This window comes from Flavobacterium sp., from assembly GCF_027484205.1.
Taxonomy (GTDB): domain Bacteria; phylum Bacteroidota; class Bacteroidia; order Flavobacteriales; family Flavobacteriaceae; genus Flavobacterium.
On sequence record NZ_JAIXUB010000025.1, the window covers coordinates 144,487 to 168,984 of the forward strand.

Annotated in this window: 18 protein-coding genes; 14 read left to right on the plus strand and 4 right to left on the minus strand. The window is 29.7% G+C overall.

Annotated features, from left to right (window positions below; genetic code table 11):
* Positions 1 to 2 precede the first annotated feature (2 nt).
* Both Q0049_RS13115 and Q0049_RS13120 read right to left on the minus strand, forming a co-directional pair.
* Positions 3 to 2,489 (minus strand): DUF5686 family protein, encoded by a 2,487-nt coding sequence (locus tag Q0049_RS13115; protein WP_298120572.1) that lies wholly within the window; start codon positions 2,487 to 2,489, stop codon positions 3 to 5.
* Between the two features lie 79 nt (positions 2,490 to 2,568).
* A complete protein-coding gene (locus Q0049_RS13120) occupies positions 2,569 to 3,546 on the minus strand; it encodes a pyruvate dehydrogenase complex E1 component subunit beta (protein WP_298120573.1) in 978 nt (325 codons plus the stop codon).
* Between the two features lie 263 nt (positions 3,547 to 3,809).
* Between Q0049_RS13120 and Q0049_RS13125 the strand changes: the two genes are divergently transcribed.
* From Q0049_RS13125 to Q0049_RS13150, 6 genes are all read left to right on the plus strand, one after another.
* Positions 3,810 to 4,556, plus strand: a complete 747-nt coding sequence (locus Q0049_RS13125) for an electron transfer flavoprotein subunit beta/FixA family protein (RefSeq protein WP_298120574.1) — start codon at positions 3,810 to 3,812, stop codon at positions 4,554 to 4,556.
* Positions 4,557 to 4,651: 95 nt separating this feature from the next.
* The gene (locus Q0049_RS13130) at positions 4,652 to 5,620 is read left to right on the plus strand and encodes an electron transfer flavoprotein subunit alpha/FixB family protein (RefSeq protein WP_298120576.1); all 969 of its coding nucleotides are present in this window, start codon (positions 4,652 to 4,654) and stop codon (positions 5,618 to 5,620) included.
* Positions 5,621 to 5,835: 215 nt separating this feature from the next.
* Positions 5,836 to 6,456, plus strand: a complete 621-nt coding sequence (locus Q0049_RS13135; protein ID WP_298120578.1) for a bifunctional nuclease family protein — start codon at positions 5,836 to 5,838, stop codon at positions 6,454 to 6,456.
* A gap of 91 nt (positions 6,457 to 6,547) precedes the next feature.
* Positions 6,548 to 7,372, plus strand: coding sequence for a thymidylate synthase (locus Q0049_RS13140; RefSeq protein WP_298120580.1), 825 nt, complete (start codon positions 6,548 to 6,550; stop codon positions 7,370 to 7,372).
* Positions 7,373 to 7,474: 102 nt separating this feature from the next.
* On the plus strand, positions 7,475 to 7,744 hold the full coding sequence (gene rpsO / locus Q0049_RS13145; protein WP_298120582.1) for a 30S ribosomal protein S15: 270 nt from the start codon (positions 7,475 to 7,477) through the stop codon (positions 7,742 to 7,744).
* Positions 7,745 to 7,897: 153 nt separating this feature from the next.
* Positions 7,898 to 10,048, plus strand: coding sequence for a polyribonucleotide nucleotidyltransferase (locus tag Q0049_RS13150; RefSeq protein WP_298120584.1), 2,151 nt, complete (start codon positions 7,898 to 7,900; stop codon positions 10,046 to 10,048).
* Positions 10,049 to 10,120: 72 nt separating this feature from the next.
* Here the strand turns inward: Q0049_RS13150 and Q0049_RS13155 are convergent, their stop codons facing one another.
* Together Q0049_RS13155 and Q0049_RS13160 are read right to left on the minus strand one after the other, a co-directional pair.
* Positions 10,121 to 10,735 carry a hypothetical protein gene (locus Q0049_RS13155; protein ID WP_298120586.1) on the minus strand — a complete coding sequence of 205 codons (615 nt, stop codon included), beginning with the start codon at positions 10,733 to 10,735 and terminating at the stop codon, positions 10,121 to 10,123.
* Complete coding sequence (locus Q0049_RS13160) at positions 10,735 to 11,322, minus strand: hypothetical protein (RefSeq protein ID WP_298120587.1); 588 nt, start codon at positions 11,320 to 11,322, stop codon at positions 10,735 to 10,737. The genes Q0049_RS13155 and Q0049_RS13160 overlap by 1 nt, the downstream gene beginning before the upstream one ends.
* A 113-nt stretch (positions 11,323 to 11,435) precedes the next feature.
* Between Q0049_RS13160 and Q0049_RS13165 the strand changes: the two genes are divergently transcribed.
* From Q0049_RS13165 to Q0049_RS13200, 8 genes are all read left to right on the plus strand, one after another.
* Positions 11,436 to 12,398, plus strand: a complete 963-nt coding sequence (locus Q0049_RS13165) for a helix-turn-helix domain-containing protein (protein WP_298120588.1) — start codon at positions 11,436 to 11,438, stop codon at positions 12,396 to 12,398.
* Positions 12,399 to 12,485: 87 nt separating this feature from the next.
* Positions 12,486 to 12,965, plus strand: a complete 480-nt coding sequence (locus tag Q0049_RS13170) for a hypothetical protein (protein ID WP_298120590.1) — start codon at positions 12,486 to 12,488, stop codon at positions 12,963 to 12,965.
* A gap of 145 nt (positions 12,966 to 13,110) precedes the next feature.
* On the plus strand, positions 13,111 to 13,830 hold the full coding sequence (locus Q0049_RS13175) for a hypothetical protein (protein ID WP_298120592.1): 720 nt from the start codon (positions 13,111 to 13,113) through the stop codon (positions 13,828 to 13,830).
* Positions 13,831 to 16,590 (plus strand): TonB-dependent receptor, encoded by a 2,760-nt coding sequence (locus Q0049_RS13180; protein WP_298120593.1) that lies wholly within the window; start codon positions 13,831 to 13,833, stop codon positions 16,588 to 16,590.
* Between the two features lie 2 nt (positions 16,591 to 16,592).
* Positions 16,593 to 17,777, plus strand: a complete 1,185-nt coding sequence (locus tag Q0049_RS13185) for a DUF4249 domain-containing protein (protein ID WP_298120595.1) — start codon at positions 16,593 to 16,595, stop codon at positions 17,775 to 17,777.
* Entirely contained in the window at positions 17,765 to 19,489 is a 1,725-nt protein-coding gene (locus Q0049_RS13190; protein ID WP_298120597.1) for a hypothetical protein, read from the plus strand. The genes Q0049_RS13185 and Q0049_RS13190 overlap by 13 nt, the downstream gene beginning before the upstream one ends.
* 331 nt (positions 19,490 to 19,820) lie before the next feature.
* Positions 19,821 to 23,447: a hypothetical protein gene (locus Q0049_RS13195; RefSeq protein WP_298120599.1), complete on the plus strand. Its 3,627-nt coding sequence runs from the start codon at positions 19,821 to 19,823 to the stop codon at positions 23,445 to 23,447.
* Positions 23,448 to 23,550: 103 nt separating this feature from the next.
* Positions 23,551 to 24,414, plus strand: a complete 864-nt coding sequence (locus tag Q0049_RS13200) for a sigma-70 family RNA polymerase sigma factor (protein WP_007804760.1) — start codon at positions 23,551 to 23,553, stop codon at positions 24,412 to 24,414.
* The last annotated feature ends 84 nt before the right edge of the window (positions 24,415 to 24,498 follow it).

Genomic DNA, 24,498 nt, shown 5'->3' on the forward strand with positions numbered 1-24,498 from the left:
AATTAAAAATAGAATCCAAACTCTCCTTTTATTGTAAAATTATTGGTGTCTGGAAGATTTCTGTAGTTTCCTCTCCAACCGAAATCAATTCGGAAAACCTTAAATATATTTCCTATTCCTGCGCTGTATTCCCAATAAGGTTTTTCTGGCGAAACATATGTCAATCCTGATGCATTTATTGCTCTATTTTCATCAGAAACAGTTCCGTAAACTGTTCTAATTCCTATGATTTCTCTCCAATTTAATTTTTTCATTAATGGAATTCTTGACAATAATCTTCCTTGAAAATTATGTTCCCATTGTAGCGTAGCATATTCATCGGCTACAAATTCATAGAAATTAAGATTACTGAATGTATTTCCAATGATGAAATATGTTTGATTTCCTGGTACAACACTCATCAATCCTAATGGAATTTGACCAAATGTTTTACCTAATTCCATGGTTAGATTTGTTCTTCCTAATGGTCCAATTGTTATAGGTTGTTTATAATATAACTGAAGTTTTTGATAGTCAAAATCACTATCGATGAATCCTTTGAAACCTTGACTATAATTTACAAAAAAAGTACTGAATGGACTATCCACATTTCTTCGTTCCACTCCATATCCAATAGTTTTTCTTTTAGGTGTGTATTCAACCTGAAGATTTATTTCTGACTGCTTTACTTCGCTTTTAGTAGTTGTTAAAGTATTATCTGTATAATAATCTAAACTGAAAGTATCAGACGCTGATTCAAGTGTGCGATATGAAAAACCTGTTTGAAGGACTAAATTTTTAATTGGTTCAATTTCGAATGAAGCCGTTGTTAAATTAATGTTTGTTAACTTTCCATTACTTCCCGAACTAAAAAGACTTGAAGAAGCAAAACTTCTTCCTAGAACATCATTCGTAGTGGTTAGACTTGCGCCAATTTGTTCAACATCACGACGATTTCCTCCTGAGATAATGATTCTATTTTTCTTATCAATCATCCATTTTCCTGACAAACCATATTTGAATTTGTTGTCGTCAAATCCATAAGCAGTATAACCTTGAAGTCGCCATGAATCATTTGGACCAAAATAAGTTCTTCCACCAACGCGCAAACGTATGCCTTCGACTTCATTGTATCCAAACGTTGAAAAAATAGGTCCATAATCAAAATTCCCGATTTCAATATAACCACTTCCAAGAATAGAAACTAAATTATACATTTGTTTAAATTTCTTGACCGTTTTTAAAGTGTCAAGCATTTTATAAATTCCCTCTTCGTCTTTGTTGAGTTTTTCAAATCGATTTTCATTCCAATACTCATCTGATCTTGCATAAACTGCATTATCTATATAATTTACCTCTTCTTTATAAAATTTATCGGGTTTTTCTTCGTTGAACTTATGATTTCTAATCAATGTTGTTCGTTTTCCATAAACTCCTTTAGAAGACTCTTTTTTGTTGAGTGCAAAATCAGACATCATATGATCACGAGTTAGTAAAAAAACGGAATCGTTTAATACTTCGAATTCTTGTTCTATATATATTTCTTTTACCCAGTTAATATTGGCACTTTTTGTAACTGCCATATTGATGTTCTTTATTGCGAAAGTGGTATCATTAACCCAAAAATCACCTTTGAAAGTAAGTTCGTTTTTTCTTCGTGGATAAAAAACTATATTATAACACCACTTATTATCAACAAATGCGCTGTCTGCTAATCTATAATTATAAACATCTATTCCTGTTCTTGATAGCGGACTAGTGAAACTTTTATCAAAAAAGTTTAAGTAATTATTGTAAATATCATAGTCATTATATAAATCCTTGATAAACGTGTTTACACCGTCACCATTCGTTAATCCTGAATTTTTGTTTGCCTTTAGAATTTCTTTTACTTTCCCTTTTACATTATCGCCATAAACATCAGACAAAGCCTCGTTAATAAACATTGGAAGATAGGTTTTACCTGTAACTTTTGATGTATCAACTTTATCGAAAACAAATTCCATTCCTTTGAAAATTTTACTTTTCATGAAAGCACTATCAATAGTATTTAAATCAAATTCAACTTTTTCATATTTTTCATATTGATATTGATTAAACATTTTTAGTCCATTCTTTCTTTTTCGCTCCCAAATTTTTCTCAAAATATCTAAGGCTGGATTGTTTTTTTTCGATGTTTTTCCTGAGTAAACTATAACTTCTTTTATGACTTGCTCTTCATTTAAAACAATCTTCAAATCATAATTTACAGATTTAGGCAATTCAAACTCGCGACTTACATACCCAACAAATGAAATTTGAAGTGCGGTGTAATTATTTTTAGATTCCATGTAAAATCTCCCATCCTCATTACTAACAACTCCTTCGTTTGAACCTTTAAAAACTAAACTTGCAAAAGAAACAGGTTGATTTTTTTTATCAACAACAATTCCACTAACTTTAGTTTGAGAGAATATAAAATTTGTAAAAACAATTACAAATAAAATTGAGAAGTAAAGTTTTTTCGACATATAAAAGTTCCTTGAAATAAATTTAAAAAAAAAGCTTCATCAAGATTCCTCGATGAAGCTTCAAATATAATAGAATATATTATTTGTACATTACTTTTTTTACAGCTTTAACAACATCTTGCGCATTTGGTAACCATTCTTTTAATAAAGTTGGTGAATATGGCGCAGGTGTATCCGCAGTTGTGATTCTTTGAACTGGCGCATCAAGATAATCAAAAGCTCTTTCTTGAACCATATAAGTGATTTCTGAAGCCACACTTGCAAAAGGCCAAGCTTCTTCAAGAACTACTAAACGATTTGTTTTTTTAACAGAATTAATGATTGCATCATAGTCCATAGGACGAACCGTTCTTAAATCGATAATTTCACATGAAATACCTTCTTTAGCTAATTCGTCAGCAGCAATAAATGCCTCTTTAATAATTTTTCCAAAAGAAACTATAGTTACATCTGATCCTTCTCTTTTAACATCGGCAACTCCTAATGGAATAATGTATTCTCCATCTGGCACTTCACCTTTATCACCATACATTTGTTCAGATTCCATGAAAATAACTGGATCATTATCACGAATTGCTGCTTTCAACAAACCTTTAGCATCATAAACTGTAGATGGAACTACCACTTTTAAACCTGGAGTATTGGCAAACCAATTTTCAAAAGCTTGTGAGTGTGTTGCTCCTAATTGTCCCGCAGATGCTGTTGGACCACGAAAAACCATCGGCATTGGAAATTGTCCAGCAGACATTTGACGCATTTTAGCTGCATTATTTATAATTTGGTCAATACCAACTAACGAAAAATTAAAAGTCATGTATTCCACAATTGGACGACAACCGTTCATAGCTGAGCCCACTGCAATTCCTGCAAAACCTAACTCAGCAATTGGAGTATCAATTACTCTTTTTGGTCCGAATTCATCAAGCATTCCTTTTGACGCTTTGTAGGCACCATTATATTCGGCAACTTCTTCACCCATTAAATATACGGCTTCATCGCGACGCATTTCTTCACTCATCGCTTCGGCAATCGCTTCTCTAAATTGTATCGTTCTCATATATATTGTTTCTTAAAATCTATTTTGGATAGCAAAAGTAAAAATTAAAAATGATAAAAAAACATATTAAACCTAAATAATGTAGCAGTAAGCCAATGGTTTTTTAATTCAACAAAAGTTAAATCTTCTGTTTTGGTTTCAAGCAATATCAGCGAAATCGATATAATACTGACTTTTTTTAAAAAAATAGTATGCGCGCATATAAATATTCGAAATATATTTTATACTTTTACACTCAGAAAAAACTTTTTAAAAAATATATAATGAAAATATTAGTTTGCATCAGCCATGTGCCTGATACTACTTCAAAAATCAACTTCGTGAATGGCGATTCTGAATTTGACACCAACGGAGTTCAGTATGTTATCAATCCAAATGATGAATTCGGATTAACTAGAGCTATTTGGTTTCAAGAACAACAAGCAGCAAACGTAACAGTTGTAAATGTTGGCGGACCAGATACAGAACCAACTTTAAGAAAAGCTTTGGCTATTGGAGCGAACGAAGCCATTCGTGTAAATGCAACTCCAACTGATGGTTTTTTTGTAGCAAAACAATTAGCAGAAGTTGTAAAATCTGGTGGTTATGACTTAGTAATTTGTGGAAAAGAGTCATTAGATTACAATGGCGGAATGGTTCCTGGAATGTTAGCAGGTTTATTAGGTTACAACTTTGTAAATTCTGCTGTTGAAATGACCGTTGATGGAACTTCTGCAAAAGTAGGAAGAGAAATTGATGGCGGAAAAGAGATTGTTTCTGCATCATTACCATTAATTGTAGGTGGACAAAAAGGATTGGTTGAAGAAAAAGACCTACGTATTCCAAATATGAGAGGAATTATGACAGCAAGAACTAAAGTATTAACTGTACTTGAGCCAGTAACTGCTGACACTAATACTAAAGCGGTGAAATTTGAAAAACCAGCAGCAAAATCAGCAGTGAAATTGTTTTCTGCTGATGATTTAGATGGATTAGTAAGTGCTTTACACAACGAAGCGAAAGTAATCTAGTTTCGGGTTGCGAGTTTCGGGTTGCAAGTTTTTGAACAAAACTTTTAACCTTTTAAACGCTCAAACCTTTTTTTAACCTTTTAAACTAAAAAAAAATGTCAGTATTAATATATGCAGAATCAGCAGACGGAAAATTCAAGAAAGTAGCTTTCGAATTAGCGTCTTATGCAAAAAAAGTAGCCGAATCACTTGGCACAACAGTAACCGCTGTAACAGTTAACGCAGTAAATGTTTCTGAGTTATCTAAATATGGTGTAGATAAAGTTTTGAAAGTAACAAACGATAAGTTAGCTAATTTTAGTGCAAAAGCTTATGCCGATGTAGTAAAACAAGCTGCACAAAAAGAGGGTGCAAAAGTAATCGTACTTTCATCAACAACAGACAGCTTATACCTTGCTCCTCTTGTATCCGTTGGATTAGAAGCTGGTTTTGCATCAAATGTTGTTGGATTACCACTTTCAACTTCACCATTTCAAGTAAAAAGAACTGCTTTTTCAAATAAAGCTTTCAATATCACAGAAATTGCAACAGATGTAAAAGTACTTTCAATCAGCAAAAACTCTTTTGGTTTAGTTGAAAATGCTTCATCTTTATCAGAAGAAGATTTTGTACCAACATTAAACGATGCTGATTTTTCAGTAAAGGTTGAATCAGTAGAAAAATCTACAGGAAAAGTAACTATCGCAGATGCCGACATTGTAGTTTCTGGTGGACGCGGAATGAAAGGTCCAGAAAATTGGGGAATGTTAGAAGAATTAGCATCGGTTCTTGGAGCAGCAACAGCTTGTTCTAAACCAGTATCTGATATTGGATGGCGTCCTCACAGTGAGCACGTTGGTCAAACAGGAAAACCAGTTGCAAGTAATTTATACATTGCAGTAGGTATTTCTGGAGCTATCCAACACATTGCTGGAATCAACTCTTCTAAAGTAAAAGTGGTTATCAACACCGATGCCGAAGCACCATTTTTCAAAGTGGCTGACTACGGAATTGTGGGCGATGCTTTAGATATTGTTCCAAGATTGACTCAAAAATTAAAAGAATTTAAAGCACAAAATAATTAAACCAAATTCTAAATTTGTCTCACTGGCATTTCGACTACGCTCAATATAAACTAAAGTCGAAGTGTAAAAATAAAACTAACTCAAACGTGATAAGCTATCTGAAATTATTTTTAGGTAGCTTATTTTTTTGTTTAAAAAAGAGAAAGTTTTTTGTTACTTTGCAATCAATACAGATACACAGTATTATTGTTTTCAAAATTTGATAAAATATAAAAATGAGTTTAGTAAAACTTACCATAAAAGGAATTTCATATAGTCAAACCCAAAATGGAGCTTATGCCTTGATTTTAAATGAAGTTGATGGAGAAAGAAAACTACCAATTGTTATTGGAGCTTTTGAAGCACAATCCATCGCAATAGCTTTAGAAAAGGAAATCAAACCACCAAGACCATTAACGCACGATTTATTTAAAAGTTTTGCAGACCGATTTGATATTGTAGTTAAACAAGTCATCATTCACAAACTAGTTGATGGTGTGTTCTATTCCAGTATCATTTGTGAAAGAGACAAAATTGAAGAAATTATCGACGCAAGAACTTCCGATGCTATTGCATTAGCATTACGTTTTTCTGCACCAATTTTTACTTATAAAAACATTCTTGACAAAGCAGGAATTTATTTGAATGCAAATCCATCTGATAATGAAAATGCAGAAGATGACGGCGCGCTTTCAACTCCTGAAACTTTCGGAATAGAAAACGATTCGAAACCTGATAATTCTTATGCAAAACTAAGTTTATCTGAACTTCACGAACTTTTAGAAAGTGCCGTTCAAGATGAGGATTATGAAAAAGCTGCAAGAATTAGAGATGAAATTTCTAAACGCGAATCGTAAACGGTTTGAATGTTTCGAGTTTCGGGTTACTAGTTAAAAACCCGCTATAAAAACTCGAAAATCAAAACCCGCAACTTTTAAACATAAGAAAATGAAACAATACCACGATTTAGTAAAACACGTTTTAGAAAACGGAACTCAAAAAGGCGACCGCACAGGAACAGGAACCAAAAGTGTTTTTGGATATCAAATGCGTTTTGATTTAGCTGATGGCTTCCCAATGGTTACTACAAAAAAGTTACATCTAAAATCAATAATTTATGAATTATTGTGGTTTTTGAATGGCGATACCAATATTGGTTATTTAAAAGAAAATGGTGTAAAGATTTGGGATGAATGGGCAGATGAAAATGGCGATTTAGGTCCAGTTTATGGTCATCAATGGCGCAATTGGAACAGTGAAGAAATTGATCAAATTACAGAGTTAATTGATACGTTAAAAACCAATCCAAATAGTAGAAGAATGTTGGTTTCGGCTTGGAATCCATCGGTTTTACCTGACACATCCAAATCATTTTCTGAAAATGTTGCCAACGGAAAAGCGGCTTTACCGCCATGTCATGCGTTCTTTCAGTTTTATGTTGCTGATGGGAAATTATCTTGCCAATTATATCAAAGAAGTGCCGATATTTTCTTAGGAGTTCCATTCAACATTGCGTCTTATGCATTATTTACTATGATGATAGCACAAGTTTGTGATTTACAAGTTGGCGAATTCATTCACACTTTTGGAGACGCACATATATACAACAATCATTTTGAACAAGTAGAATTACAATTATCTCGCGAACCAAAACCACTTCCTAAAATGATATTAAACCCTAATGTGAAAAATATATTTGATTTTACCTTTGAAGATTTTACTTTAGAAGGATATGATCCGCATCCACATATTAAAGGAGTTGTTGCTGTATAATTTTTAATTGTTAATTTGTAATTGTTAATTATTTAATTACCTTTGCACACGAATTGAGAAAATCTCCATTCATACATAATAATCATTTAAAATAATATTGGAATGTATTTAAGTAAAGAAACAAAAGCTGAAATCTTCGCTAAACACGGAGGAAAAGCTGAAAACACAGGTTCTACAGAAGGACAAATTGCATTGTTCACTTTTAGAATCTCTCACTTAACAGAGCACTTGAAAAAAAATCGTCACGATTATAACACAGAGCGTTCATTAGTTCTTTTAGTAGGTAAAAGAAGAAGTCTTCTTGACTACTTGAAAAAGAAAGATGTTGTAAAATATCGTGAGTTAATTAAAGAATTAGGTATTAGAAAATAATACATATATTAAGAGGTGCTTTTGCGCCTCTTTTTGTTTTAAAAATAATAAGAATATAAATAAGAAAAGTTTTGGTTTTTCATTGGGTTACAAACAACTACTACACAACAACTACAACACAACTAACCTAATAGTTTAAACGAATTAAATTTTATGATTCCAAAAGTAACCCAAGAAACAATCGATTTAGGTGATGGCAGAAGCATCACAATCGAAACAGGTAAATTAGCAAAACAAGCCGATGGTTCTGTTGTTGTAAGATGTGGCGACTGTATGCTTTTAGCAACAGCTGTATCTGCAAGAACATCAAACCCATCTGTTGATTTTTTACCTTTAACAGTAGATTACCGTGAAAAATTTGCAGCTGCAGGACGTTTTCCTGGTGGATTTTTCAAAAGAGAAGCACGTCCTAGTGATAGCGAAGTATTAACAATGCGTTTAGTTGACCGTGTTTTACGTCCGCTTTTCCCAGACGATTATCATGCTGAAACGCAAGTAATGATTCAATTAATGTCTCACGATGAAAATGTTATGCCAGATGCTTTAGCAGGTTTAGCAGCATCAGCAGCATTAGCAGTTTCAGACATTCCTTTTTACAATTTAATTTCTGAAGTACGTGTTGCACGTGTAGACGGTAAATTTGTAATCAACCCAAGTAGAACTCAATTAGAATTATCTGACATCGACATGATGATTGGCGCTTCTTTAGATTCTGTTGCGATGGTTGAAGGAGAAATGAAAGAAATTTCAGAAGCAGAAATGGTAGAAGCTATCAAATTTGCTCACGAAGCAATCAAAGTACAAATTCATGCTCAATTGCGTTTACAAGAAGCTTTTGGCAAAAAAGAAACACGTACTTACGAAGGTGAAAAAGAAAATGAAGAAATCTACAAAAAAGTAAAAGCTGCAGCATACGATAAAATCTATGCTATTGCAAAAGTAGGTTCGGCTAAACACGAAAGAAGTGCAGCATTCGCAGAAGTTAAAGAAGAAGTTAAAGCTTTATTTACAGAAGAAGAATTAGCTGCTGACGGAGATTTAGTATCTAAATATTTCTATAAAACTAATAAAGAAGCAGTTCGTAACGTAATCCTTGAATTAGGAATTCGTTTAGACGGAAGAAAAACTACAGAAATCAGACCAATTTGGTGTGAAACTGATTATTTACCTTCTGTTCACGGTTCATCTTTATTTACTCGTGGTGAAACTCAAGCTTTGGCAACTGTAACTCTTGGAACTTCAAGAGAAGCTAACCAAATCGATTCGCCATCAGAACAAGGAGAAGAAAAATTCTACTTACATTATAATTTCCCACCATTTTCAACTGGAGAAGCTAAACCTTTAAGAGGAACTTCAAGAAGAGAAGTTGGTCACGGAAATTTAGCACAACGTGCTTTGAAAAATATGATTCCAGCAGATTGTCCTTACACAATTAGAATTGTATCTGAAGTACTAGAATCTAACGGTTCGTCTTCAATGGCTACAGTTTGTGCTGGAACAATGGCATTGATGGATGCTGGAGTTCAAATGGTAAAACCAGTTTCTGGAATTGCTATGGGATTAATTACAGATGGTCAAAATTTTGCAGTTCTTTCAGATATCTTAGGTGATGAAGATCACTTAGGCGATATGGACTTTAAAGTAACTGGAACAAAAGACGGAATCACTGCTTGCCAAATGGATATCAAAATTGAAGGATTGAGATACGACATTATGGAACAAGCATTAGGTCAAGCACGTGATGGTAGAATGCACATTTTAGGAAAAATCACTGAAACAATTGCCACACCAAGAGCAGATGTTAAAAAACATGCTCCAAAAATTATCACAAGAACAATTCCTGGTAATTTTATTGGTGCTTTAATTGGACCTGGAGGAAAAGTAATTCAAGAATTACAAAAAGCTACAGGAACTACAATTGTTATTAACGAAGTTGACGAACAAGGTGTTGTTGAAATCCTTGGAACAGATCCAGACGGAATTGCAGCAGTTTTAGCTAAAATTGACTCAATTATCTTCAAACCAGCAATGGGCGAAGCTTATGAAGTGAAAGTAATTAAAATGTTAGATTTTGGTGCTGTTGTAGAATATACTGCTGCTCCAGGAAACGAAGTTTTATTACACGTATCTGAATTAGCTTGGGAAAGAACTGAGAATGTTTCTGATGTAGTAAATATGGGTGATGTATTTATGGTGAAATACTTAGGTGTTGATCCAAAAACTAGAAAAGAAAAAGTTTCTAGAAAAGCTCTTTTACCAAGACCTCCAAGAGAAGAGAAAAAAGACGCTCCAAAAGCGGAATAGTCTACTTTTCATAATATAAAAAACCCCAATTCATTTAGTTGAGTTGGGGTTTTTGGTTTTTTAATTATAATTTTAAAAATTCCAACTTCCAGAAAGTCCAAAATTGATTGATGAACCACCAAAATTTTTCTCAACTTGTGAATTAAACAAATCATAGGGCGCATATTGATAAGAACAATGCAATCCAAAACCATGAAAAACTAACTTAAGACCTTGTGAAACAGCAATAGTATTTAAAGATGGTTTCAAATCAATGTCATCATACGCTTCAGCTTCTGGTTTAGAGTAATGAAGATACTTCCAACCAATACCTGAATTGGACTCTAGATGGAAGTTTTGGTTTTTAGATTGAATTAAAAATCTGGTGTAACGCAAACCTAAGAAAAAGGCCGATTTACTTCCATCTAATTGTATGTTTTCTGCACCTTTCTTATAATTAATACTATTTCCGTTAATAATACCGCTTAACTCTGCACCAAAATCTACAAACTGTCGTTTGCCAATTTTTGTTCTAAAATATAATGCAGTCGTAGTTGAACTTTCGTATTTGTTTGACAACTGACCTAATGGTTTTCCATAGCTTACCTCAATTACATTTCTTTTATATAAATCTATTTTCGGAAAAACTATAGTGTCTTGAGCATTCATCTTAAATGCAATCAAAACTAAAAATATCATTTTTTTCATTATTTTATTAGTTTAAATATATAACTCTTATCAGATGAAGTCCCAGCTCCAAATAGTAACAACATACCTTCGTTTACATTATAATTCTTAAAAATTATTTCATTTTCTTTAGATAAGTAAACTGAATATTTTGAGATCTGTTTAGTTGTAAATACAACCGGAAATGTTATTGTTTCATAGTTTGTATAAAAAACAAACTTTCGTTTTGAATATTTTCCAAAAAATTTTAGAACATAGCTTTTGCTGTTTTTATCACTAAATTTTAAATACAATTGGTTATCAATAATTTGAATTTGAGTTGGTTTTGTATAATCTACATTGTCATTATTTGTAAACTCTTTTATTAAACTTCTAGTAAAGAAACTAGTATTATATTGCACATTAACAGTGTCTAACTTATCATAAAATTGAGCAGAAAATGTTTTAGAAATATGGCGATAATCATCCTTATTTATTTCATTTTGAACACTACATGAAGAAATTAAAAAAAGCATTAAAAACTTAGAGTTCCGTCTTAAATAAAAATTAATAATTTTTGAATATCTTTTTAAATCCATCCAATTGAAAGATTCAAAATTTTTTTTCATTGTTTTTTTCATAATAATAGTTTTAAATTATAAGTCAAAACTATTGTGATTATTACAATTGAATTAGCGATAAATAATAAATAAATTTTTTACATTTGTGATTATCACAAATCATGACCAATCAAGAACTACTTTTAAAAGAAATTAGAAAGCAACTTTCAAGTTCAGCTTCCTTAAATAATGAAATTTCGGCAATATTAAATTGCAGCTATGATGCAGCACACCGAAGAGTTTCGGGCAAGAGTAAATTTTCTATTGATGAAACATTACTTATGGCAAATCATTTCAACATTTCGTTAGATAAATTGTTTTTGAAAAACGATAAAGTAATTGTTGAAAAAACTATCGAAATTACTTCGCTAAATGATATGTTGTCCTATTTTAAAAAATCGGCAGAAAGAATTGAACAGTTGGCAAATAAAGAAAGTGTAACGTTATATTATTCTGCAAAAGACATTCCGCTTTTTTATTTTATGGACGGAACAATTATTTCTAAATTTAAAGCCTATGTTTGGTTGACATTATTAAATCCGAATCAATCTAATGTGTCTTTTGAAAATTTTGTTATTGACGAATCGTTTATGGAACATATGCAAAAGTTGAAAAAAATATATGAAAAAGTTACTGTAAAGGAAGTTTGGAACGACACAACCATAAACAGTAGCTTGCAACAAATATTATATTTTTACGAATCAGGTTTACTGAATTTTAAAAGTGCTAAAGCATTATGTTTAGATTTAAAACGGATTTTGAATTTGATAAAAGACAAATCAAACAAGTCTAATTCGAATTATTCCATTTATTATAATGAGTTGATTTTACTCAACAACAATATGTTAATTGAAACCAATGAAAAGCTCACAATGTTCATTCCATATACATTATTAGGTTACTTCATTACAGATAATAAAGAAAGTTGTAAAAATGTGTATCAGTTTTTCAATCAGCAAATTCTAAATTCTAAATCTTTGAATCAATCAGGAATTAAGGAACAAAACTTGTTTTTTAATCGTGCCAACCGAAAAATTGATTATTATATTGAAAGAATAAACAATCAAGTTGATTTACTTTTTTAAAAAAATAAGTAATTAAAGACTACTTCATTTTTATAGTTGCGGAAACAAAAAACTATTAAATTTGAAAATACTAAAAAACACTAAAAAATGTCAAAAAAAAGGAAAGAAGATGCACCAATAATAAAAAAAGCAGATACCATTTTTAAACAAGTCGAAGCTTTGGTAAAAGCTATTCCTGAAGATGATGATTTTTTACAATCACAAGCGGGTTTGATGATGAGCGACAGCATGATGATTTGTGCAAAATTAGCTGGTGCAAGTAGTGTTGGCTTATATAGCATAAAAATGCAAAACGCAGCAATCATAAGACAATGTGCTATGGATTTATACGTTTTTGTTGGTGGATTACGCTATTATAAAAGTTTTACATCAAACGATTATGTTGAATTAATTCGTAAAGAAATCGAAGAGTTTAGATTACTTTTTATAGACTGGGTCGCTAGTTTTGACAAATCAGATTATATATGGGACGAATGGGAATTATTTAATCCGCCTGGTGCAATTCCACCAAGCGATGACGACTACAACGACCCCATAAATTGGGATGATTTTGATTTTGAAAATTGATTTTTTTTTAAAATAAAAATTTAATAGTAATACAAGATAAACCCCCAATTCGTTTAGTTGAGTTGGGTTTTTGGTTTAAAATAAACTAATTAAAAGATACTTATTATAAGATTTTTTTTATATTTTTGATCAAACTTTTTAAAAAATGATTAAAAATACATTTTTACTTTCCATTTATTTCTGTTTGTTAACCAATTCGTATTCTCAAAAAAATAATGAACAAAGTATTGCAGATTTATTTGATAAAAAAGTTGAAGAAGAAACTTTAGCAATTTTCAATGGTCGTCACAATAATCATAATTACTTAACGCTTTCAGACACTATTCATCCTTTTTTAGATAAAAATTTTGTATCAGGTTCAATTAGTTATGACAATCAAAATTATGACAATATCTTAATTAAATATGATATAGTAAATGACAATGTACTTGTTAAACCAAAAAAACAGAGCGATTTTTATTCCCTAGTATTAGATTCAAATAAAATTGATGGCTTTATAATTAATAAAAAAAAATACACGAATAGTGCCAACCAAATTGACTTACAAACAAAACAATTGAAAGGTTTTTATGAAGAAATAATATACTCAAATAAAATAACACTTTTAATAAAACACCAAAAAACAAAAATAGAGATTATTGACGGAAATAAAATTTATTCAGATTTTAATAATCAAAAATTGTTCTATTTAAAAATTAGCGATAAAATATATAATGCAAACTCAAAAAAAGAACTTATCTCAATTTTTCCAAACTATAAAAAACAAATAAACACATATTACAATCAAAATAAAATTCAAGAAAAATTCGATAATTACCTATTTAAAGTAGGGCTAATTAAATTCATAAATCAATTATTAAATTAAATGAAAAATTCTATCGCAATATTTATAGTTATATTCTTATTTGCAAAGAGTTATTCTCAATCCAATGAGATTTCATTTGAATTTAAAGAACTAAACTTAAAATCAATTCTAACAAAATTAGAAAACGAAACATCTTATAAAATGTATTATACTGATGATTGGTTTAAAAATGATACAATTCTTAAATCAAACAATTTTTCAAAAAAGGGAATTGACATTATTTTGAACACTGTTTTAGATGAAACAGATTTTAATTATTTTATAGAATCTAATAACATTATTCTATCAAAAAATCAATACATATACAGTGAGTTTCCAAATGAATTATTGAATTTAAGAAACAAAAACAATGAACTAAATAATTATGTTATTGGAGAAATTGAAAAACCAACATATGAAAAAGAGTATGAATCAACAAATAAAGAGCAACAAACAATAAATTACATAGGCAAGCAACAAAAAAATAGTAAAAAAACTTTGAAGCTGTCTGGATTAATCACTGATATCGATAAAAAAAGTGTCTCAAATGTAGTTATCAACGTAAAAAACAGAGGTATTAAAACAACTTCTAACGAATCTGGGTATTTTACTCTTAATCTTCCATCAGGATTAAACATTATTGAAGTTGAATCAATGTTACACAAAAAATATACAAAGAAAATTGTAATATATAATGATGGAATATTAAATATAAATTTAAAAGAAAATATAAAATTAATTGAAGAAGTTATAATTAATCAAAAAGCTAAAGAAAAAATTTCCTCCACAATAACAGGAGTAACATCAATTGATATTGAAAATATAAAAAACATACCCTTAGTTCTGGGTGAAAGAGATATTTTTAAAGTAGCCACAATTCTACCAGGAATCAAAACAACAGGCGAAGGCTCTGCTGGATTTAATGTAAGAGGAGGAAAAGAAGATCAAAATTTAATTTTAATTGACAAAGCTGTTATTTACAATTCCTCTCATTTTTTTGGTTTTTTTTCAGCTGTAAATCCTTTCTCCATAAAAAAAGCAGATATTTACAAAGGAAGTATCCCAGCAGAATTTGGAGGACGACTTTCTTCAGTATTTGATATATCTACAAAAAACGGAAACAAAAACAAACTCTCAGGAGAAGGAGGAATTGGACCTGTCACAAGCAATTTAATGGGAGAAGTGCCCATTAAAAAAGATAAATCTTCATTGTTTTTTGCAGGAAGAGCTACATATTCTGGATGGATTTTACGTTCATTGAAAAATGAAAAACTAAAAAAAAGTCAAGCGTCTTTTTATGATGCAATGTTAAAATATGATCATTTAATAAATGAAAAAAACACACTTTCCACTACTCTTTACTTCAGTGACGACAAATATAGTATTACATCAGATTCACTATTTAACTACAATAACAGATTAGTCTCTATAAATTGGAATCATAAATTTAATACAAAAATAAAAACAAGAACAACTTTATCAAATAGTGATTATGTTTTTAATATTAATTATGAATCTAGCTCTGATAAAAATTTCGATTTGCAATATAGAGTTAATGAAACTCAATTCATTTCAGACTTTAATTACAAAATTAACAAATCAAACAGTCTAAACTTCGGTGTAAATTCAAAACTTTATAATATTAAGCCAGGTGAACTAACTCCATACAAGAATGCATTATTAACTCCAATAAAAATAGATAAAGAAAGAGCATTGGAATCTGCATTTTTCCTTTCAGATAATTTAAAAATAAGTGAGAAATTATCTTTCGATTTTGGATTTCGTGTTACTAATTTTCTGTCTTTAGGTAAATCAACTCAAAACATTTACGAAGAAAACCTTCCTTTAAGTGAGGCAACAGTTGTTGAAGTAAAAGAATTTAAAAATAATGAAGTTATAAAAGAATATAATTCAATTGAACCACGAATATCTGCAAGATATTTAATTATGGAAGATTTGTCACTAAAATTGAGTTTTGATAAAACTTCTCAATACATACACCTTTTATCCAATAATACAACTCAATCACCAACAGATACTTGGAAACTTTCTGACCTAAATATCAAACCACAAATTGCTAATCAAATATCTTTTGGAATTTTTAAAAACATCAACAAGAACAATCTAGAATTGAGTATTGAAGGGTATGTTAAAAAAACTAAAGATTTTTTAGACTATAAAGTAGGCGCAGATATTTTACTTAACCAAAATATTGAAACAGAGTTACTTCAAGGAGAAGGAAAATCATATGGTATTGAATTTTTAATAAAGAGAACATCTGGAAAATTAAATGGTTGGATAGGTTATACTTACTCAAGATCTTTTGTAAAACTTGATAGTGAATTCAATGAAGAGATAGTTAACAATGGAAAATATTTTCCTTCAAATTTCGACAAACCACATGATTTAAGTGTAGTAATGAACTATAAAATTACAAAAAGATATAGTTTTTCAAGTAATTTTATCTATCAGACAGGAAGACCAATTACTTATCCTGTTGGAGCATATGAATTTAATGGATCAAATTATACTTTATATAGCGATAGAAATAAATTTAGAATTCCTGATTATTATCGACTTGACATTGGACTAAATATTGAAGGAAATCACAAAATAAAAAAATTAGCTCATAGTTTTGTAAATATATCCATATATAACGTCTTAGGAATAAATAATCCCTATTCTGTGTTTTTTGTTACAGATGATGGAAAATTAAAAGCTTACAAAACATCCATTTTTTCAATACCAATACCAACAGTTACTTATAATTTTAAATTTTAATTATGAAAAAAATAAAAATTTTATCATTTTTGATAATGTCAAGTATACTGTATAGTTGCGTTGACCCGTATGCACTTCAAACGGATACATTTGAAGATGCAATTGTAATAGAAGCAACAATAACAAATGAATTAAAATTTCAAGAAATTAAAATTTCAAGAACATATAGATTTGAAGATGTTATTCCCACTTTTGAAACGGGTGCCACAGTTTATATAACTGATGAACTAAATAACGAATTTAATTTTCATGAGGATGGAAACAAATATATTTCTGACAATGAGTTTAAAGCATTACCAAATAAAACGTATCAATTACATATTATTACAGCAAACGGAAGAGAATACATATCAACAACTCAAACTTTAACAACTGAAAGCAATATCGAGAGTTTAAATACCTCTGTTATAACAAATCAACAAGGAGAAAAAGGTGTTCAGATAAATGTTAATAGTTATGACCCTTCAAATACTTCAAAATATTATCGATATGAATATGAAGAAACCTATAAAGTAATTGCGCCTAAATGGGTTTCAAATGATATCGTATACAATGCAACATCTGATAGTTTTATATTAACTGAAAGAGATTTAAATAAAAAAACCTGTTATAGTTTTGAAAAATCTAATCAAATAATTCAAACAAACACTAATAATCTATTAGAGGATAGAGTCACCAACTTTCCTGTTAGATTTATTAGTAACCAAAATTATATAATTGCAAACCGCTATACGATTTTAGTAAAACAATATGTCCAAAACTTATCTGCTTACAATTACTACAAAACGTTAAGTGAAATGTCTAGTGAGGGAAGTATTTTGTCACCAAATCAACCAGGTTTTTTATTTGGCAATTTAAAATCTTTAACCAATCCTAATGAAAAAGTTATTGGTTTTTTTGAAGTAGCCTCTGTTTCATCATCACGCATTTTTTTTAATTATGTAGATTTATTTCCCACTGATCCTACTCCTTCATTTTTTAATGAGTGTAATTCAATAGAATTTGACATTTCGCTTGTAGGCGATAATCCTGGCAGTTCTCCAAAAGCTAGATTAATAAATGGTCTAAGTCTTAATACTATAGTCTTTTATGAACTAACTTATCCTACATATTTCATGGTTCCTACTTTTTGTGGTGATTGCACCTCATTTTCATCTAACATAATACCTTCCTATTGGACAGATTAAACAAAATATCGGCAATTTTTATACTTCTATCTTTTACTTTTTTACAAAAAAGTAATGGTCAAAACAACGAAAATCTTTATTTAGATTCTGAAAGTATATTTCTAATGACTAACTCTTCTTTCCTAGTTTCAGGAGAGACACTTTTTTATTCATTTAACTGTGTAAACAATTCTACGAATGAACTCAGCAACATTAGTAAAGTTGGTCATGTAGAATTAATCGACTCCAATAATTCAGTTGTAATTAAACAGAAATTATTTTTAAAAAATGGCAATGGGTGTGGAGATTTTTTTATTTCACCAAAATTAAAAACCGGTCTGTATAAGATTATTGGCTATACAAATTGGTCACTAAATAATTCCGTTACAACTTATTTTCAAAAAGATATTTTCATTTTAAATCAATTTGAAAATATAGAGTCAAAATTTTTAAAAGAAAATGTAATATTTGATACTGTAACAAACCCAAATATTTCAAATAAATCTATTAAAAATGATTATTTATCAATAAATCTAAATACAAAAACATTTTCCAAGAGAGAATTAGTTAAATTAAAAATAAAGAAACTAAAAGACAGCATACAACTATCAAATTTAACATTCTCTGTCCAAAAAATAAGTCCAGTAATAATAGAAAACGAATCTTCCATTTATGATTTTGAAGAAATAATAAAAAAAGAAGCAAAAATAAAGAGAACTAAAGATTCGTTAATAATTCCCGAATACCGAGGTGAATTAATTTTTGGAAATATAACAAGTCTAAATAACTCTTCAGTAGTTGATAAATTTATTTCTTTATCTATTCCTGAAAACAATTTCTACTTCACAACAACAAAAACAAATGAAAAAGGAGAATTTTACTTAATCATAGATAAAGAATATGCAAATTCGAAAATGATTATTCAAATAGTTGATGAGAATAAGGAAAATTTTGAAATAAAAATAAATTCAAAAAATAACTTTGACATAAAACAATTAAAACCATATAATAAAATTAAAATTAATAATCTTGACGAGTTAAAAAATAGATCTATTTATTCTCAAGTTGAAAATGCCTATTATTCAGTAAAATCCGATAGTATTATCGAAGCCAACAAAAACAAAAAGTTTTTTTCATCATCAAATAAAGAATATAAATTAGATGAATTTAATCGATTTTCAAGTTTAAAAGATATCATTATAGAAATCATAAAAGAGGTAATTATAGTAAAAAACGAGAAAGGAAATGCACTTTATGTTTTAAACTCTAATAATCAATCTGAATTTAGTCAACCTGCATTGGTATTGTTTGATGGAATTCAAATTCAAGATTTAAATGAGTTATTCAATTATAATATGAAACTAATTGATAGAGTTGAAATTATAACAGGTGGATATTTATTTCATTCTTACTTTTACAATGGTGTAATTAGTTTTACATCTAAAGATGAAAGTTTTACAACTAAGCTTTCAGGTAAATATATTATTAAACAAGAACAACCAATTCCAGCTTTAAACAAAAATTATTTTGAACCAGATTATAAAAACAATAATTTAAAGCATATTCCGGATTACAGAAATTTATTGAAATGGTTACCAAAAATTTCATTCACAAAAGATGAGTCTGAAGTTGAATTTTATACTTCAGACATTAATGGAATATTTGAAATAAAAATTGAAGGTTATAATAAAAACAAACCCATTCTCCTAACTGAATATATAATTGTAAAATAAAAAATACTTTTTGTAACTTTTTTGCAACTCATTAAGGTATAACTATCTAAATAATTCAAAGTAAAGGAGAAAAATATACATGTGACAAAATAAAATCAACAAGTAAGTAACTAATCATAAAACTGCTTCTTCAATAAATACCATTAAGAAATTGGGAAAAGTTGACATTATTAGGGCTAAATAAGGTATAAAGTTAGCTCAATTTATCAAAGCTTGATATCAACGTGCCAACCAAAAAATTGATTATTACATTGAACGAATAAACAATCAAGTTGATTTACTTTTTTAATCGTTTAATACTTATATTTGATTCTTTCTAAACCAAAAAACTATGGAGTTCATTATTTTTATACTAACAATTTGCATTTTCATTCTATTTAATAATTTTTTTAGCTTAAAAAAGGAAAGTAATTTTATTAAATCAATTATTGAAAAATACAGCGAAGAAACTGCAACTTTAAAAAGAGAACTTGATGAATTAAAAAAATCAATAGAAGGAAAAACAATAGCTTCTGAGCCAGTTATTTCTCCAATTGAAGAGGCGAAATCTCCAGAAATTGAGACAATAGTTCCGCCAATGACTGAGGTTATTGAAGAATACAAACCTTACTTCACTCCTATTCCAGACGAAGACATGCCAAAAGAAGTGCCTTTAACTGAGGAAATTCCACAAATTGACAATTCATTTTTAAGTATAACACCAGAAGAACAAAAAGAAGAACCAATAATTAGTTACGAAAGTCAATCTGTACCACGAGCAGAGAAACAAGTAGTTTTTGAAGAAAAGGTTTACGAAGAAAGTGCGTTTTCAAAGTTCATGAAATCTGCCGAAAAACAATTTGCCGACAATTGGACTGGAATACTTGGAACTGCGATTATGGTTCTTGGAATTGGGTATTTGAGTATTTACACCGCTTTGAAAGTGTCACCATTATTCAGAGTTTTAATTCTGTGGTTGTATGCTGGTTTACTGGTTGGAGCCTATTATTTTTTACAGAAAAAAGAGAAATGGACAACAACTGGCTTGTGGCTTAGAAGTGCTGGCGCAAGTTTATTTTTGTTTGGTTGTTTTGGTGCGTCACAAATTCCAGCGTTAACGTTTATTTCTAATTCGATTGCTGCGTATTCCTTGATAGCCGTTGGAATTGGACTCAATTTATTCATTGGATACATCATTAAAAAGCAAACTTTTTTATCGCTTCATGTCATTTTGAGCATGTTGATTTTGTGTGTCATTCCTGACAAAACACTCGCTACTTTTATACTCGCAGCCATTACCGCAACCATCGGAATTCTTTTATCTTATAAAGAAAAATGGGAATATCATTTATTGATTGTGATTTCAGCTTTTATCATTTTTGACATTTGGTTTAATGCACAAGGAACAAAATTATCGGCAACAGAAAACATCATTGCAATTCTCGGAATTATTTTAGTCGCAGCAAGTTGTATGATCATGCAATATAGAAATATTTATGAAAATACTCGATTTGACAAAGCTGGTTTTATTACGCATTTAACCAATTGGATTTTGTTTGCCACTGGATTAATTTTACATTCAACTGGAAGCCGATTTAAAACTTTTGTATTATTTACTGGTGCAATAATCTGCTTTTTCATTGCGTTAAAAGCCAGAAAGAAAAAGGTTTTTTGGTTGTATCATTTAGACGGAATGGTTTCGTTTGTTTTACTTTCCTTGAGCATAATCATGCTAAACGATTGGAATGTTGGCATTGATATTATTGCCTGTATTTTATATTTACTTGTTGTAATTTGTCTGTTTGTAGTATTTAAAGAAAAAGAAGTTTTATTGCACAAAATCTTTCTTGGAATCAATCACATAACAGCATTGGCACTTTTGATATTTTCAATTGTAATGATTAGCAATTCATTAAATGAAACTAAAATCACAAGTGCTTTGATTTCAACAATTACACTATCAATTATTGCAGTTTCGGTTCCAATCTATACTTCAATAAAAAAACAATTTGAATCAATTGATGCATTTTTTGGGGATAACAATTTAAGTTTAAACGGATTGTTAGCAATTGTATTTTCGGCTCTAGTGGTTATAAAAAGTAATGATGTTTTAACTCATAATTTATTTGTTTGTGTCTTAATTGTACTTGGTTTGATTTGGCTTTTATTACGACAAAAATTTGAAAACAATACGTTTGATATTGGCAGAATTATTTTCTATGTTCTGAGCATTTTTGTTGGTATTTTCATGATTAAAATTCAGGATAAATCATCTTTCGATTTTGTTTTTGGAACTGGATTATTAATCTTAATTGCCTTCAATTGGAAGGTTGAAAACTTCTACAAAAACAATTTCATCATCCGTTTTATTGGAATTATTGGAGTCAATGCATTGTTGCTCATTTTGGTTTATAAATATTTACCACATTATCAAATTATTCAAATCTTTAGTTTATTTGGAATTGCATTACTAAACAATGAATTTTTATGGTTAAATTTCAAGAAAAACAATTTAACAACAGACAATCAAACGGTTTTGTACCTCTGCTATTATTTCTTTGCAATTGCTGGAAGTTTATTACTTCTTTGGCGTTTATCAGTTCTTACAAATACTGAAATTGGATTGACTTGTATGGGAATTTCAGTTATCGAACTTTATGTTTTATTTGCAAATAGAATCAGAAACGAATCGGAAGAAATAACTACCGATTGGAAAAACTTCAATTTCCTGAATTCAGAGTTACTATTGGTTAATGCTTTATTGTTTGGTTTTTCATGTTTGGATATCGAATATACAACTGTTTTCTTATCGGTTTTAGCTTTACTATTCGGTTTTGGATTTCAAAAGTTTGGCGAATTCAAACGCTATAATAATTACTCGTTTATACTAATGATTGGATGTTTTGTCCTGTCTGTTTTTCTGGCGGTTGATAGAAGTATTTTGGATGACAAAACGTTGCTTTACATCACTCAAACTGCAAGTATTATTATTTCATTTGGATACTATTATTTACTGTTTAAAAGTGAAAAAGAAGAAACTAAAATCTATTTAAAAGTACTTCCGTATGTTCAAAATTTATGGGTAATTCTATTACTTTTCATTCAAGTAGAACTTACTTATCTTCCATTATTATTCATGCTTTTAGCGTTATTAAATTATTGGTTAATCACTAAAAACGCCATAAAAATCGAAATTCACTTCACTCCTGTTATTGCGCTCTTAGCTATTATCGTTTCCGTATTATACAGTTTTAACAAGCTAAATAATTTTGACGGTTTAGATTGGGTACTTCAACTTGGTAGTGTTGGTTTGGGTGTTGTTCTTTCAATTCTGTTAAATAAAAAAGAAGAAAATCAATCGCTAAAAACATACTATCAAATTATTCTAAATGCTTGGTTGTCAATAATTATGTTCACGCAGCTAGAACACAAATGGCTTCCTGTTTTTTGGGCAATAACCGCAATTTTAAATTTATTTTTATATCATAAAAAAATTAGTCAAGAAAAAAACATCAGTATTGTTTATTATTTATTGGCCAACCTACATTTAGGATTTCTGAGTTTCAATTATTATGAGTCAAAATATTTGGCAATTTATTTGTTGATTTTCGGATTGTTAGCTTCTTATATTTATTTAGCTTCTAAATGGATTGAAGAATTTAAATTGAAAAACAGTTTGTTGATTTATCCAGCAACACTGAGTATTGGATGTTTCTTATATTTTACTTTCGACAAAGGAATTTTAACCTTCTTCTGGATATTAGAAGCTTTGGGATTATTGATTTTAGGAATAATTCTAAAAGAAAAATACTTTAGATATGTTTCATTATCGTTAGTAGGAATATGTATTATTCGATTAATGTTCTTCGATTTATCCAATGCAGATTTCTTGATTAGAGCATTAGTTTTACTAGGCGTAGGAGTTGTTTTACTAGTAATGAACAGTTTGTTTAAAAAATATAAAGATCGATTTGATTAAAAAAAACACTTAGAAGTAAATTAATTTTTAAAAAAATGTAACTTTTTTGCAACTCATTACGTATAACTATCTGAACACTTTAAAGTAAAGGAGAAAAATATACATGAGACAACTTAAAATCACCAAGCAGGTAACTAATCGTGAAACTGCTTCTTTAGACAAATACTTACAAGAAATTGGTAAAGTTGACCTTATTACTGCTGACGAAGAAGTAGAATTGGCACAACGTATCAAAGCTGGTGACCAACGTGCTTTAGAAAAATTGACTAAAGCTAACTTGCGTTTTGTGGTTTCTGTTGCTAAACAATATCAAAATCAAGGACTTACACTTCCCGATTTAATTAATGAAGGAAATCTTGGTTTAATTAAAGCAGCACAACGTTTTGATGAAACTCGTGGTTTCAAATTCATTTCTTATGCTGTTTGGTGGATTCGTCAATCGATTCTTCAAGCACTTGCAGAACAATCTCGTATCGTTCGTTTGCCATTAAATAAAATTGGTTCTATCAATAAAATCAACAAAATGTATGCTTTATTAGAGCAATCTAATGAAAGACCACCTTCTGCTGAGGAAATTGCTAAAGAACTTGATATGACAGTAAATGATGTAAAAGAGTCAATGAAAAACTCTGGACGTCACTTATCAATGGATGCACCTCTTGTTGAAGGAGAAGATTCTAACCTTTATGACGTTTTACGTTCTGGTGAATCTCCAAATCCTGATAGAGAGTTGATTCACGAATCATTACGTACAGAAATTGAGCGCTCGTTAGAAACTTTAACTCCAAGAGAAGCAGACGTAGTTCGTTTGTATTTTGGTTTAGGTGACCAACACCCAATGACTTTAGAAGAAATTGGAGAAACTTTCGATTTAACTCGTGAGCGTGTTCGTCAAATTAAAGAAAAAGCAATCCGTAGATTAAAACATACATCAAGAAGTAAAATCTTGAAAACTTATTTAGGATAATATATTTGTTTCACGTTTAAAGTTTCACGTTACTCATAATAACTTGAAACCTTAAACTTGAAACTTGAAAGTAACAACAGTTTC